9 protein-coding genes are annotated in these 15,005 nt (G+C 61.0%); all 9 read left to right on the forward strand.

Features of this window, described 5'->3' with window-relative positions:
• Positions 1 to 204: 204 nt before the first annotated feature.
• The 9 genes from B7Z66_09520 (at position 205) to B7Z66_09560 (ending at position 15,000) form a co-directional block, all read left to right on the forward strand.
• A complete protein-coding gene (locus B7Z66_09520) occupies positions 205 to 1,248 on the forward strand; it encodes a hypothetical protein (GenBank protein ID OYV76184.1) in 1,044 nt (347 codons plus the stop codon).
• A gap of 2 nt (positions 1,249 to 1,250) precedes the next feature.
• Entirely contained in the window at positions 1,251 to 3,707 is a 2,457-nt protein-coding gene (gene fadE, locus B7Z66_09525; protein OYV76185.1) for an acyl-CoA dehydrogenase, read from the forward strand.
• Between the two features lie 481 nt (positions 3,708 to 4,188).
• Positions 4,189 to 5,505, forward strand: a complete 1,317-nt coding sequence (locus tag B7Z66_09530) for an acetyl-CoA acetyltransferase (GenBank protein OYV76186.1) — start codon at positions 4,189 to 4,191, stop codon at positions 5,503 to 5,505.
• Between the two features lie 6 nt (positions 5,506 to 5,511).
• Entirely contained in the window at positions 5,512 to 7,551 is a 2,040-nt protein-coding gene (locus B7Z66_09535) for a crotonase (protein OYV76187.1), read from the forward strand.
• Between the two features lie 7 nt (positions 7,552 to 7,558).
• A complete protein-coding gene (locus B7Z66_09540; protein OYV76188.1) occupies positions 7,559 to 9,358 on the forward strand; it encodes a long-chain fatty acid--CoA ligase in 1,800 nt (599 codons plus the stop codon).
• 13 nt (positions 9,359 to 9,371) lie between these two features.
• Entirely contained in the window at positions 9,372 to 9,794 is a 423-nt protein-coding gene (locus B7Z66_09545; GenBank protein OYV76189.1) for an acyl-CoA thioesterase, read from the forward strand.
• 937 nt (positions 9,795 to 10,731) lie between these two features.
• Entirely contained in the window at positions 10,732 to 12,399 is a 1,668-nt protein-coding gene (locus tag B7Z66_09550) for a hypothetical protein (protein OYV76190.1), read from the forward strand.
• A 59-nt stretch (positions 12,400 to 12,458) separates the two neighbouring features.
• Complete coding sequence (locus tag B7Z66_09555; protein OYV76191.1) at positions 12,459 to 13,085, forward strand: hypothetical protein; 627 nt, start codon at positions 12,459 to 12,461, stop codon at positions 13,083 to 13,085.
• A 319-nt stretch (positions 13,086 to 13,404) separates the two neighbouring features.
• Positions 13,405 to 15,000 carry a hypothetical protein gene (locus B7Z66_09560; protein ID OYV76192.1) on the forward strand — a complete coding sequence of 532 codons (1,596 nt, stop codon included), beginning with the start codon at positions 13,405 to 13,407 and terminating at the stop codon, positions 14,998 to 15,000.
• Positions 15,001 to 15,005 lie beyond the last annotated feature (5 nt).

Genomic DNA, 15,005 nt, shown 5'->3' on the forward strand with positions numbered 1-15,005 from the left:
AAAATAATTATCTATAAATTACATTAAATAATGTGACTTAGGAGAAGCACTCGCCCCGCCGATACCTTAGATACTGGCAACAGCCGCAGACCCAACAGCTGTACACAAGCATGGTTCCCGCGAATATATCCGCGCAAGGTGCGGCGATTTAGGCTTAAAACAGAGTGTATTTCAATGTTTTAGCGACGCAATGGTAGGAATTACATGGGTTTCAGGGTGAAAGGGAAGGTGGGAAAGCGGATCAGCCAGTGGCTGACGCGCGACCACGGCTTGGTCCACGCTTCAACCCTGTGCGATTTTGAACGTCTGCGCTTCGAGACCCGCCCTGGGGATGTTCTGCTGGTGGAAGGCCGCAGCCGCGTTAGCGAAGTCATCAAAGTCATTACCCAGAGCGCTTGGACTCATTCTGCGCTGTACATCGGGCGGGTACACGATATCGAAGACCCCGCGGTGCGCGAGCGGGTGCTGGAATTCTATGACGGCAATCCCAACGACCAACTACTGATCGAGGCCCTGCTTGGTGAAGGCACGGTGGTCAATCCGCTGTCCAAATATCGCTCCGAGCACCTGCGCATCTGCCGTCCCGGCGCGCTCTCCCCTGCCGACGCCCAAAAGGTGATCAATCAGGCCGTGGCAAAACTCGGATACGATTATGACGTGCGCCAATTGCTGGATCTGGCGCGCTTTCTATTTCCCTACAGCGTTTTGCCCCGGCGTTGGCGTTCCAGCCTGTTTGAGCACAACGCTGGGGCGCCGACGCGCACCGTGTGTTCGTCCATGCTGGCCGAGGCGTTCAACGCTGTGCAATTCCCAATCTTGCCGATCGTCGAACGCCGGGACGACGGTACGGTCCGACTGTTTCAGCGCAACGCGAGGTTGTTCACTCCGCGCGATTTCGACTATTCTCCTTACTTCGAGATCATCAAATATCCGTTCCTGGGCCTCAACGAGCTTTCTTCCTACCGCAAGTTGCCCTGGGACGAGAGCGGGCGGGTATGCAATTCGGAGAACGATTGCTACCTGCCTGAGCCGGCGTCTGTCCATGGGGTCGCGGACGCACGCGGTGGGCGTCAAACTGATCACACGACGCAGCTTGCACGAAATCCGCCGGTGGCGGCCAATAAAACGTCGGCGTGCTCCGCCGCCCCTGGCCCACCCACCAGCCGCGGCTCAGCCTTAACGACGTTGTTTCGTTCGATGGGCCCCCGCGCCCGCGGGGCCACGCCGCGCAAGAAACAGGAAGAATAGTCATGACCGTGGCCGCCTGGACTCTAAGCCTGTTGATACTGCTTGGCGCCCTCGCCTATTTGCGCGTCCCGCTGATCGGATCAAGCCTTTTCGTTACTGCATGGCTGACTACCTTGACCATGTCGGGTGCGACGTGGTGGGCACTTGTTCCCTTTTGGCTGGTCTGGATCGGACTGGCAACCTTGCTCAACGTGACTCCTCTGCGGCGGCGTTGGATCAGCGATCCGGTTTTGAGGGTGTTCCGCACGGTGTTACCCACCATGTCCGGGACCGAACGTGAAGCGCTGGAGGCGGGCAATGTATGGTGGGACGCGGAACTATTCAGCGGTCGTCCCCGGTGGCGCCGTCTGCTGGAATCCGCGGCGCCCGGCTTGACGGAACGGGAGCAGGCCTTCCTGGACGGCCCGGTGGAGACACTGTGCCGGATGTTGGACGACTGGCGGATCACCCACCACGACCATGATTTGCCCGCCGAGGTGTGGCGCTTCATTAAACAGCAGGGCTTCTTCGGAATGATCATCCCGCGTTCCTTTGGCGGGCTGGGCTTCTCCGCCCTCGCGCACTCCGAAGTGGTGATGAAGGTCGCGACCCGCAGTGTTACTGCGGCAACTACTGTCATGGTCCCCAACTCCCTGGGGCCCGCGCAGTTGTTGCTGGAGTATGGTACCGACGAGCAGAAGGAATACTATCTTCCGCGCTTGGCGCGTGGTGAGGAGGTGCCCTGTTTCGCCCTCACCGGCCCGGAAGCCGGCAGCGACGCCGCATCCATGCCAGACACCGGGATCGTCTGCCGCGGCAGCTTTCGGGGTCGGGAGATCACTGGCATCCGACTGAACTGGGACAAGCGTTACATCACCCTGGCCCCGGTAGCTACGGTCCTGGGACTCGCCTTCAAACTCTACGATCCGGAAGCTCTGCTGGGTAAGCGGGAGGACCTGGGGATCACGCTCGCGCTGATCCCGACGGATACCCCTGGAGTGGTCACCGGCCGGCGCCACTTGCCGTTGAATATCCCGTTCCAGAACGGACCCACCCAGGGCAAGGATGTGTTCATTCCCGTGGACTGGATCATCGGCGGTCCGGCCCGTGCCGGCTCCGGGTGGCGCATGCTGATGGAGTGCCTCGCTGACGGACGTTCCATCTCGTTGCCGGCTCTGAGTACCGCTGCCGGTAAGCTCAGCGCCCGTGCGGTGGGCGCCTATGCGCGCGTGCGGCGCCAGTTCAAACTGCCCATCGGGCGTTTCGAGGGCGTCGAGGAGGCCCTGGCCCGGATCGCGGGCAACGCCTACCTGATGGATGCGACACGACGGGTTACCGCCGGGGCCGTGGACTCCGGCTGCAAGCCCTCGGTGCTCTCGGCGATCGCGAAATATCACCTGACCGAGCGTATGCGCACCGTGACCAACAACGCCATGGATGTACTAGGCGGTGCCGGAATCTGCCTCGGGCCCCGTAACGTCATGGGCCGTGGGTATCAGGGTGTGCCCATCAGCATCACCGTGGAAGGCGCGAACATCCTGACCCGTAACATGATCATCTTCGGCCAGGGTGCGATCCGCTGCCATCCTTACGTGCTGCGCGAGATGGAAGCGGTGGCGGATCCGGATGCGGAGCGCGGCGCTAAGTCCTTCGACGGTGTCTTGCTTGGCCATATGGGTTTCGTGGTGAGCAATGCGGTGCGCGCGGTCTTTCTGGGATTCACGGGTGCCCGGCTGGTGCCGGTACCCGGCGGGCGTGCGACGCAGCGCTGGTATCGGCAGGTGGTGCGCATGAGCGCGGCCCTGGCGTTGGCGGCCGACGTGTCGATGGGGGCGCTCGGTGGCAGCCTGAAGCGTCGCGAGCGGCTGTCGGCCCGGCTCGGCGACGTGTTGAGCCACTTGTATCTGATATCCGCGTGCCTGCGCCATTATGAGGACCAGGGCCGCCCCGCGGAGGACCTGCCCTTGCTGCGCTGGGCCTGCGAGGACTCCCTGGCTCGCGCCCAGGACGCCTTGATGGGGTTGCTGCGCAACTTCCCGGTGCGCCCGCTGGCGTGGCTGTTGCGGGTGCTGGTATTCCCGCTCGGGTTGCCCTATTCCGTACCCAGCGACGCCCTCGATCATCAGGTGGCGGATCTGCTGCTGGAACCTTCCCCCGCCCGTCACCGACTCACCGCGGGGATGTTTATCCCCGACGACCTGAGACAAAACGTGGGGCGTTTGGAACACGCACTCGCGCGCGTCCTGGAGGCGGAACCCATGGAACGACGGCTCCTGGAGGCGGTTAAACAAGGGATCCTCCCCGCCGGTACCCTGGAGGAACTGATCACCGGTGGACTCGCGAACCGGATTATCACCGAGGCGGAAGCCGAGCGTCTGCGGGACGCGGACGCGGCACGCCGGGAAGCGATCGCCGTGGACGATTTCCCGCCGGACCTCGGTCTCGGGCGCCCGAACCCGGTGGGCACGTTGGACGCCTAAATCTTGCCCGCGCCATTCGTCAAGGGCTGTGGAGGATGGCGCGGTGCACAGCTCGGATCGCGCCGCCCTGGAGTAAACCCCATCGCCATGACCAGGGGGCGAGCGAGCACCCACTAGCGCCGGGACAACAGACCGCGGACGCGCCCCAGGTGTGCGGTGCACCGGGTGGTACGGACGCCCCGTGAATGCTGCGGACCTTATAAAAAAACCACCCCGCAGCTTCGCCCGGGCGGGAAATTCCGGGGATATTCACCAGGATTCCCGCTACGCCCCGGTGTATGGCCCGCTCTTCTGCGCCCGGGTGGCGATTCCCCGGTCCTACTGCGCCGGGCTTGTTGTCAGTGCCCCCTGACGTTATCGTCAACAATCCGGGCGGAGGCTTGCCCGCAAGCATCCGCGCGGCGGTGTATCATGGCTTCGCGGCGTGACCGTGCGCATCCTGGCGGTGGGGGCACACCGGAATGCCTGAGGAGTCTGGAGCATGACACAACGCAAGCACAGCGGTTACCCGGGGCGTGCGGTGTACGTGGTGGACGGCAGCCGTACGCCCCAGCTCAAGGCGAAGGACCGGCCTGGTGCCTTCGCGGCGGCGGACTTGGCGGTGGCTGCGGGCCGGCCGCTGCTCGCGCGACAACCGTTCGAACCCCCGGACCTCGATGAAGTGATTCTGGGCTGCGTGATGCCCAACGCCGATGAGGCGAATATCGGACGCATCGCCGCGCTGCGCCTTGGTTGCGGCAAGCGCGTGCCCGGGTGGACCGTGCAGCGGAACTGCGCTTCGGGTATGCAAGCCCTGGATTGCGCGGCACGCAACATCGCCGACGGGCGTTCGGACTTGGTATTGGCCGGCGGCGTGGAGGCCATGAGTCATGCGCCGGTGCTGCTCGGGGAGGCGATGGTGGCCTGGCTCGGGGCTTGGCGCGGCGCGCGCAGTTTCGGTCAGCGGATAAAAGCCCTGAGCCAACTGCGGCCTAGGCATTTTCAACTCATTATCGGCTTGCTGCGCGGTCTCACCGATCCAGTGGTCGGCCTTTCCATGGGGCAGACCGCGGAAAATGTGGCATATCGCTTTGGGATCTCCCGGGACACCATGGATCAACTGGCCCTGGAGAGCCACCGGCGCCTTGCCGAGGCTCAGGATCAGGGACGCCTGGCCAATGAGGTCGAGGTAATCTTCGATTCCCGCGGTCACCACTACGATTTCGACGACGGGCTGCGGCGCGATACCGATTTGGCGAAGCTCGCCCGCTTGCGCCCGGTCTTCGACCGGCCGTTTGGTCTGGTCACCGCCGGCAACAGCGCACAGATCACCGATGGGGCTGCTTGGCTGATCCTGGCGTGCGAGGAGGTCATTCAGCGCCATCAGCTTCCGGTGCTGGGACGGATCGTCGATTGCAGTTGGGCAGCGCTCGATCCGGCGCAGATGGGACTGGGCCCGGTGCACGCCAGCACTCCGCTCCTCGAGAGTCACGGGCTCGCGCTTCAAGATGTCGATTATTGGGAACTCAACGAGGCATTCGCCGCCCAGGTCCTGGCCTGCCTTGCCGCGTGGGAGGATGAGGATTACTGCCGTGCGGAGTTAGGCCAGAAAAACGCCCTGGGCTCGATTGACCGCAGTCGCTTGAATGTCGATGGCGGCGGTATCGCACTGGGACATCCGATTGGCGCCACAGGCGCGCGGATCGTACTGCATCTGCTCCATGTCCTGGAACGGGAAGGCGCACGCCGGGGCATAGCGACCTTGTGTATCGGCGGCGGCCAAGGCGGCGCCATGCTGGTGGAACGGGACGGGGGGTAGACCGCGATGACCGACGAGATCAGGGGCACACACTGGCGTGCCGAAACCGACGATGACAGTATCGTCTGGCTACATTTGGACAAGGCGGACAGTACCACCAACACCCTCTCGTCGGAGGTCCTGGAGGAACTGCTCACCATGCTGGGGGCGATCGGGAAACACAACCCGAAAGGACTTGTGTTCCTGTCCAGCAAAAAAAACGGGTTTATCGCCGGCGCGGATGTGTCGGAATTCCCGAAACTCACCGACACCACGGACGCACGCCGCGCGATCCGTGCCGGCCAATCGGTGATGGATCGCATCGATGCCCTGCCCTTTCCCACCGTCGCCATGATCCACGGCTTCTGCGTCGGCGGCGGCCTGGAACTTGCGCTCGCCTGCCGCTACCGGGTCGCGGAGAACGGGCCCCGGACACGACTGGGCCTTCCGGAAGTGATGCTGGGAATCCACCCGGCCTTCGGCGGGACCATGCGCATGATCCGCACCGTAGGCGCGCCCCACGGGATGGACCTCATGCTGACTGGGCGCACCGTCAGCGCGCGGGCTGCTCGGCGCATGGGCCTGGTGGATCACGCCGTGTCTCAGCGGCACCTAAAAAACGCAGCCCGTTCGCTGGTCCTGAACCCGCCCGCGCCGCAGCGCCCGGGGCCGGCCGCCCGCATCGCGGGCTACAGTCTGCTGCGACCTTGGTTTGCCCGGTACCTGCGCCGCAAGGTCAGCGCCAAGGCCTCCAAGGAACAGTATCCGGCGCCCTACGCCCTGATCGAACTCTGGGAACGGTATGCGGATGAACCGCAGCGCATGCTCGAGGCGGAGGCGGAGTCCGGTGCGCGGCTCATCATTTCGCCCACCGCCCGTAACCTTCTGCGGGTATTCTTCCTGCGCGAGCGGCTGAAATCAGCGGGACGGGAGCAGAATTTCGACGTGAACCACGTCCACGTGGTGGGCGCTGGAACGATGGGTGGTGACATCGCCGCATGGTGCGCTATGCAGGGCTTGCGGGTCACGGTGCAGGATACCCGGCCGGAGGGTCTCGCCCGGGCCGTGGACCGCGCCTATGGCCTGTACCGAAAACGCCTGAAACAGCCGCGCGAGGTACAGGCGGCTATGGATCGCTTGATCCCGGACCTGACCGGAGCCGGGGCGGCGCACGCCGACCTGGTGATTGAGGCCATCTTCGAGAACGTGGATGCGAAGCAGGCCCTGTTGCGGGATCTAGTGCCACGCATGAAGCCCGACGCGCTGCTGGCCACCAACACCTCCAGCATTCCCCTGGAGACCTTGGCCGAAGTGCTGACGGACCCGGGGCGGCTGGTAGGCCTGCACTTCTTCAACCCGGTGGCCAAGATGCCCCTCGTAGAAATAGTGACCGGACCCAATACCACACCGGAGACCGCAGCGCGGGCCGCGGCATTTGCCCGGCGTATCGACCGCCTGCCACTTCCGGTGAAGAGCGCCCCAGGGTTTCTGGTAAACCGCATTCTGATGCCTTATCTGCTGGAGGCCGTCACCCTCGAGGCGGAAGGTGTGCCCGCGGTCTTGATCGACCGCGCGGCGGTGCGTTTCGGGATGCCCATGGGACCCGTGGAATTGGCCGATTCCGTAGGGCTGGACGTATGTCTCTCGGTAGCCGAGATCCTTGCGCAGCGCCTCGGTGGCGCAGTCCCCGCACGCCTGAAGGAACTGGTGGCAAACGGGCGCTTGGGTCGCAAGAGCGGCCACGGCTTCTACAAATACGCCAAGGACAAGCCGGTGAAGCCGCGGCCGGACAAGTCCCGCCCGCCGCCCGCAGACCTCACCGATCGATTGATTCTGCCGATGCTGGACGAAGCGGTAGCGTGCCTGCGTGAGCAGGTGGTGGAGAATGGCGACCTGGTGGATGCCGGGATGGTATTCGGTACCGGTTTCGCGCCTTTTCGTGGCGGCCCCATGCATTACATACGGGATCAGGGAGCGGACGTGATCCTGCGGCGCATGCAACGTCTGGAACAATCCTACGGCGCCCGCTTCGCGCCCGACATCGGGTGGTCCGATCTCAAACCTTGAGGGGCGTATGAGTCAAGCCTCCGCGGATTTCATCAGCCCAGAACAGGCCCCGACGGTGGCGGCCCAGTTCAGCGAGCGGGTGCGTCGTTCCCCGACAACCGTCGCATATCGCCAATTCGATCCTCAGGCCCAATGTTGGCGGGACTACACCTGGGCGATAATGGCCGGGGAAGTGCGACGGTATCAGACCGCTCTCTCCCGGGAGGCGCTCAATCCGGGCGACCGGGTTGCGGTGATGCTGCCCAACTGCCACGAGTGGGTCGCTTTCGATCAGGCCGCCCTCGGTTCAGGGCTGGTCCTGGTCCCCTTGTATGTGGACGACCGGCCTGAGAATTCAGCCTACATTCTGAAGGATGCCGGTGTCCGCGTGCTGTTGACCGATGGCGACGCCCAGTGGGACCGCCTCAGGCCCGTGATACAAGCGTTGCCGGCACTGCAGCGGGTGGTAACCCTGGGGACGGTGAACAGCGATGACCCGCGGCTCGTAACACTGGAACGCTGGTTGCCTGCCGAGGCTGATGTGCCGGGTGCGGCGAACGTCGAACCCGGCGCGCTCGCCACCATCGTCTATACTTCCGGCACCACCGGGCGACCGAAAGGCGTCATGCTCAGCCATCGCAATCTGGTCACTAACGCGTATGGCAGCCTGCAGGCCGTACCCGCCTACCCGGACGATCTGTTCCTTTCGTTTCTTCCCCTTTCTCACACCTTTGAGCGGACAGCGGGCTACTATCTTCCGATCATGAGTGGAGCCACTGTTGCGTTTGCCCGCTCTATTCCACAACTCGCCGAGGATCTGCAGGACATCCGGCCCACCGGCTTGTTCTCCGTGCCCAGAATCTACGAACGCGTGTACAACCGCTTGCACGCTCAACTGAGCGAGCGCCCGGCACTGGCACGGGGGCTGTTCGCGGTAACGGTCGCCGTAGGCTGGGCCCGCTTTCTGCATCGGCAAGGGCGTGCGCCTTGGCGGTTCTCGTTCCTTGTCTGGCCGTTGCTGGACCGGCTGGTGGCGCGCAAAGTGCGCGCACGGCTTGGCGGGCGCCTGCGCAATGCCATCTGCGGCGGCGCGCCCCTGTCACCGGCCATCGCGCGGGTATTTATCGGCCTGGGGGTGGAGATCCTGCAAGGCTACGGGCTCACGGAGAGCAGCCCCGTGATCAGCGTGAATCGCGCCGATGACAACGATCCCGCCAGCGTCGGCAGTCCACTTCCAGGTGTGGACGCGCAAATATCAGAGAGCGGTGAGCTGCTGACACGAGGACCCAACGTGATGATGGGTTACTGGAACAATCCGGAGGCCACCGGTCACATGATAGACGCCGCGGGTTGGCTCCATACCGGCGACAAGGCTCGGATCGAGAACGGGCGCATTTACATCACTGGACGGGTCAAGGAAATCATCGTGTTGGCCAACGGGGAGAAAGTCCCGCCGTCGGACATGGAACTGGCCATCGCATTGGACCCGTTGTTCGATCAGGTCATGGTGATAGGCGAAGGACGCCCATATCTTGGACTTCTGGCGGTGCTTAACCAGGAGGCCTGGATCCGGCTGGCGAGGAAGCTGGAACTGGATCCGCAAGCCCCGGATTCGCTGACAGACGAGCGACTGCAGGAAATCGTATTGCAACAGGTCGCAAACCGGCTCGCAAGCTTTCCCGGCTACGCGCAGGTGCGCCGCGCTGCGCTCGCGCTGGAGCCGTGGACCATCGAACGGGGTTTGCTGACCCCGACATTGAAACTGCGCCGGGCGCGAATCCTGGACCACCATGCCACGCAGGTCGAAGCCTTGTACGAAGGTCATTGAGAAAATCAGGAACATGAGCGTCAAGCAAAATCAGGTGTCGGAAACCGGCGAACTCACCCTGCGGGTAGCACCGATGCCCCGGGACACGAACAGCTCCGGTGACGTGTTCGGTGGATGGCTTATGGCGCAGGCCGATATCGCAGGCAGTATCGTGGCCTATCGGCGTGCGCGTGGGCGCGTTGTGACCGTTGCGGTCAATTCGTTCCTCTTTCTGCAACCGGTGTTCGTCGCTGACCTGGTGAGTTTCTTCGCGGAAGTGGTACGGATCGGGAACACCTCCATGACCGTGGACGTACGTATCTATGTGGAGCGGGACCAAGATGGGGTCCCCTACCAGGGGAAAGTCGCAGAAGCGCGGATTACCTACGTTGCCCTGGATGAAAACCGGCGGCCCCGTGCGGTCCAGTGTCCACCGTCTTCCTCCGACGCGTCGTAACCATGCGGTCATCGTGACATGACAGGGACGCGACGTTCGCATCGCCATACCGATCTATGTCACGATGCTGCGTGGGTGGGTCGTACCCAACGCAGGGTACCGCCGCCCGTCGGTGTTCGCGTATCGCTGCATCTTCCGGCTCCGCGATTTGCCCCCAAAGTGGTGCCCCCCGCCATACATGTTGCGCAACCCATTTAGCGTTTGCAGAGACACTGCCGTAAATCCAGTATTGACTTTCTTCCTACGCTGAGTTACAACCGCTCAACGGTAGACGCAAACATGCGCGCCGCAATTCGCCGAAATTTGTTGTTTGCCTGACTCAATTGCTGCAGGTGGGCAGACCAGCAAATTTCCAGTCCAAAAACGAACGTCAGTTTCGTTTTGGAGCCCGGGGAGGGGATCAGGCGGATTTACAGTAGTTAGCCGTTGTGAAAAATATCGACTTGTGGCCTATGAGCCGGGGTATTTTCGGTATTTGGATCGCGCATAAGGGTAAGGCCTTAAGTTAGATCGTCGGGGGGCGATTTAGATAAGGGGGGGCGCCGCAAAGGGAAATCCTTTGTAGCGCAGGGGAGCGAGACTTTGGACGACCCACACGTGTCGGCCCAACGTATGCGCGTTCCACCAGTAGATCCCTTCAGATTCCAATAAATCCCCGCTGAATATCCGTCAGATGCCCGCGTGCGGCATGGTTTAGCCTGCGCATGGCCCTGATGCAGGAGTCCGCGTTGCGTGGGCGCTGGGCCGGGCATCTGGCTTTACGCCTGGACCAGTTGCCACGCACGAAATTGGATCGCCGCGACCCGGCAAGACCGGGTCGGTCGGAAAGATCCTGACGAAGACGTCATAAGTTGGCGCTTCGTGAAAACAGGTGTCTGGCCCACGTCGGAAAAGCGCCCGGCCCTTGGCAACTCTATCATCAGCGGAGGCAAGAAGAATGGCGAAGAGAAGAGACGTGCTAAAAGCAGGCGCTGCGGCCGCCTTGACCACGCCGGCGATTTTCGGCGGGGTCATGCTACCTGAGGTGGCGCGTGCCCAATTGTGTCGGGCCGAAGGTCTAAGAACACAGCAGACGGAGCACGACAGTCCGCCGGTTCGGCCGTACATCGAACCTCTCTTTATCCCACCGACACTACACCGGGTCAACCCGGCTGCGTTGAGCCCGCCGCCAGATCCAAATCGTCATCAACGTTTTGAAGACTTTCCGCCGGTAAAGTTCTACGAGACCCACCTCAAACAGGTGTATTGGAATTACCACCAGGACCTCTCCAGCCTGAACCCCAACAACGGCTCGATTGGATGGGGTTACGACGGTGTCTTGCCGGGGCCTACCCTGGTTGCCCGCTATGGTGAAGCCGTGTTCGTGCGGCGCCACAACGACCTACCGCAGGCCGCCGATACGCCACTACCCTTCGGCTATCCCGCAATCACGACGCATCTGCACAATGCGCATACCGCCACGGAAAGTGACGGCTATCCAATGGATTTCGTGGAACCCGGCAATTTCTGGGATCACCACTATGCGATGATCTACGCACGCAACAACCCGGATGAGGCGCTCGCAAGCCTCTGGTACCACGATCACATGATCAATTTCACGGCGACCAATGTGTACTCTGGCTTGTCGGCGATGGCGATCTTCTATGACGATCTGGACTCCGGGGACGAGCGCGACAAACGACATGGGGCACTGCGTCTTCCCAGCGGTTATGGAAAATACGACATCCCGATGATCTTGCATGACGTTCGTTTCACGACCCAGGGACACCCGGACTATAACCTCTTCAACACCGATGGACACCTCGGTGATTACATGACCATAAACCGAAAGGTCATGCCGTTTCTGAAAGTTGAACGGCGCAAGTACCGATTCCGTATTTACGACGGTGGTCCATCCCGCTTCTACGAGCTGATGCTCGGCGACAACAGCACCATGTTTGTCATTGCCAACGATGGAAATTTGCTCGAGGAACCGGTAGAGGTCAGCAGCATCGTTATGGGTCCTGCAAATCGATATGACGTCGTCATCGACTTCTCGCGCTATCGCCCAGGCCAGTCGGTCGAATTGCTGAACGTAATGGAGCACATCAATGGGATGGGGCCTTCCGGGCGCCGCCTGGACCCCGGTCTGCGTGTGATGCGCTTTGACGTCATTGACAGCAATGTTGAAGACAATAGCCAGCTTCCTGATTTCATGCGCCGGCTTCCACGTATCGATCTCGACTCTGTCGTGGCGCACCGTGAGTGGATCTTTGACCATGACATGGGACTGTGGACGATAAACGGTAGCTTCATGGACCCGACAGTCATATCCGCGGCACCCAAGCAGGGTACCGCGGAGATCTGGACCATCCGCAATGCCGGCAGCGGGTGGGCGCACCCTGCTCACATCCATTTTGAGGAAGGCCGCGTACTGGAATGGAACGGGAGGAAACCGGTAGGCGTCCTCAACTCCCGGAAAGATGTCTACATGCTCGGGCCGAACGACGAAATCAAGGTGTTCTACCGTTTCGATGACTTCCTTGGCCGCTACGTTATCCACTGTCATAACAACGTCCACGAGGACAACGCCATGATGCTGCGTTGGGATATCGTTCCAAGTTGAGACCGTGCCGACTGCGTGCCGACTGTGAATTACACCAGCTGATTCAAGGGAGAATCGTTATGAAGACCAGAAGAGCCTTTTTACTTTCGTGCGCGACGGCGGTCCCGGCAATCGCCACCGCCGCAACCGCAGCCAAGACCCTGGAAGACCGTCCAGCGATCCGCACCTGCCCCCGCGCCACGGGCGGACCCAACGCCAAACGTTTCCCACAGGTACTGGTAAGAGATCAATTCAAGGAACAAGCCTGGTTCTACCAGGAGCTGATCGAGAACAAGATCGCGCTAGTGAGCTTTGCATCAGCCAAGGGAGATGCGTACTACCCGATCATCTCCAACTTGGTGAAAGTCCAGGATATGCTTAAAGATCGTCTTGGAAAAGACGTATTCATGTACACGGTAACCACTAACCCCTATCAGGATACGCCGGAAACCCTAAAGAAATTGGCGGACCAACACGGCGCCAATTGGCGGTTTCTGTCCGGCGATCCCGATTCGATCCGCCAGATCCTCGATGCATTCTATGTGCGTGGGACTATCGATGGACTAATGTGGATTGGAAACGAAAGGATCGGTCGCTGGGCGTCTATCCCGAGCCGACAGCATCCCCTCTTCATAGCAGAGGTTGTCGCACGCCTTAGCACAGGCAAGCATTACAAACCCTTCCTGGTGGACATGCATAGCGTCTAGTCCGCGGCCGTATCACGGGGAAACACTCAAAATTCCTTGCCGGATGGATCTGAAGATCCTGTGCGGCAAAGGGGGAGGTAAAGCGTTGATGAAACCGCAAGGATCATTTTTTAGAACGCAAGTAGCCGGAATGCTCGGGCTATGGGCCGGGCTTAGTCTGGCAACCGTCGCATTTGCCGGCGATCCGGGGCCGCAGCCCCTGCCTGGACCGTCTGCACAGACGACCTCGCCCGACGGTGTAACTACGTTTGTGGTAACACCGCAGGGACATTTCCCAAGCCAGGATCCATTTGAGCATCCTCCGGGCAGCAACTTCCTGATGACGATATATTCGAACCTGTATGATTCAAACGGGGACGAAATGCCAAATACGCTCCCGTCAACGCCGGATGGGAAATACAATCTTGTGGACGGCCCGGTTTCCGCGACGGCTATCAACCCGGACTCCCCGCAGAGCGATCTCAGGAAGATCATCGAGAAGCTGAAGATAACCGCGAACAAGGGAGAGATCGACCAGGAACTGGTACAGCGCGGCATCGATATCCTGGAGGGAAATCCGATTCCCGGAAAGGCCTATAGCGGTTTCGCGATGTTGCATTACAACGGACCAAACAAGTTCAAGAAGGTCACGCCGGTCTACGACAGCACCGGGAATGTGATAGGCGGGAACGTTGACGTAAATATGATCTATTTCGGACAGCATATCGAGTCCGATACTTCGCTGCTCGACAACAGCGCAGTCCATGATGTCCCGTGGACGGTCACCTACCACGTCAATATCCTTCGCCGTGGCGCAGAGGACTTCTCGCCAATGATGATGAATTTTGACGTCAAGCCGGATGGCACTCCGGGCCCGTTTCACGCGTCCATGGATCAGACTTTTTTTCCGATGCTGAAGGAGGGAACCCGATACACTCTGAAAATCAAGGAGACTAGGGGGAAATACTTCAATCTCGTATACACCTGGGGTTGGCGGATCCATCCACCGCGCGTCCAGGTGATGGAAAACGCCAACAAGGTGGCGGGCGGAAAGACCTTGCTGCAGTGGGAACAGGATACGTTTGGTACGGATCCTATGGGCAGCGATGCCAACAAGCTGAAGGCGATCGCGATGATCGGCGATCTTTCACCGGCGAAACGCATGTGGAATATCTTCCGTTCGCTTAAGGCACGTGGAGAATCTGCGCACGACGGCGAAGATTCCGCACGCACGCCCGGAAGCCCGAGAGCGAAGGTCCGCGAGCTCTACGAAGCGTTCCTGGATTGGACGGACCGCACCAAGCTGCCTACAGGTGTTACTGCCGACCCTAATGCAACCATTACGTTGTTTTTTGTTAACAATACAATTTACGGTAACCGGCAGGGCCTGACGGGTGTTGGCAGCCACTTGGGGAGCGCCAGCTATAAGGGTATCGCCAATGGACGTGCCTTGGGCTGGCACGTCCGGCCCTATATTTATAGGGCCACCATTTACAATGGCGACCACTTCCCACATGGATATATGAGTGTGGACTTCGGCGGATCCCGCGGATGGGAGAACGAGTTCCAGTACTCAGATCCGGTCACTGTCATCGATCCTGCCACCGGTCAACCCTTCCAAACCAAGGAGCGGGGCGGATATTTCCCGTTCCCAACCTACCCCAACGGTAACAACCTCCCGGCGCACATCCGTAATCCCGATATCAACGCGGATCCACAGCTTGGATCTGGGTGTTACTTCACATTCGGTCGCAATTTCGCTTGGCCGAATGCCGGGGGCCCCTGGGGCGGAATCATCGTGCCCCCCGTGTCCGCCGACGGGACGCCGGGGTTGCACAAGGTGCAAATCACGTTCAATTTCGAGCCCAGCCCGCGGCTGCGTATCTACCAATTCGATCCGTTGCACCACGATGAGGCTGTTTATTCACTGCACTAAGCCCA

The sequence above is a fragment of the Chromatiales bacterium 21-64-14 genome (assembly GCA_002255365.1).
Taxonomy (GTDB): Bacteria; Pseudomonadota; Gammaproteobacteria; order 21-64-14; family 21-64-14; genus 21-64-14.

Coding starts and splice junctions, on each gene's coding strand:
- B7Z66_09520 (OYV76184.1), top strand. CDS start 205: ATGGGTTTCAGGGTGAAAGGGAAGGTGGGAAAGCGGATCAGCCAGTGG.
- fadE (OYV76185.1), top strand. CDS start 1,251: ATGACCGTGGCCGCCTGGACTCTAAGCCTGTTGATACTGCTTGGCGCC.
- B7Z66_09530 (OYV76186.1), top strand. CDS start 4,189: ATGACACAACGCAAGCACAGCGGTTACCCGGGGCGTGCGGTGTACGTG.
- B7Z66_09535 (OYV76187.1), top strand. CDS start 5,512: ATGACCGACGAGATCAGGGGCACACACTGGCGTGCCGAAACCGACGAT.
- B7Z66_09540 (OYV76188.1), top strand. CDS start 7,559: ATGAGTCAAGCCTCCGCGGATTTCATCAGCCCAGAACAGGCCCCGACG.
- B7Z66_09545 (OYV76189.1), top strand. CDS start 9,372: ATGAGCGTCAAGCAAAATCAGGTGTCGGAAACCGGCGAACTCACCCTG.
- B7Z66_09550 (OYV76190.1), top strand. CDS start 10,732: ATGGCGAAGAGAAGAGACGTGCTAAAAGCAGGCGCTGCGGCCGCCTTG.
- B7Z66_09555 (OYV76191.1), top strand. CDS start 12,459: ATGAAGACCAGAAGAGCCTTTTTACTTTCGTGCGCGACGGCGGTCCCG.
- B7Z66_09560 (OYV76192.1), top strand. CDS start 13,405: ATGACGATATATTCGAACCTGTATGATTCAAACGGGGACGAAATGCCA.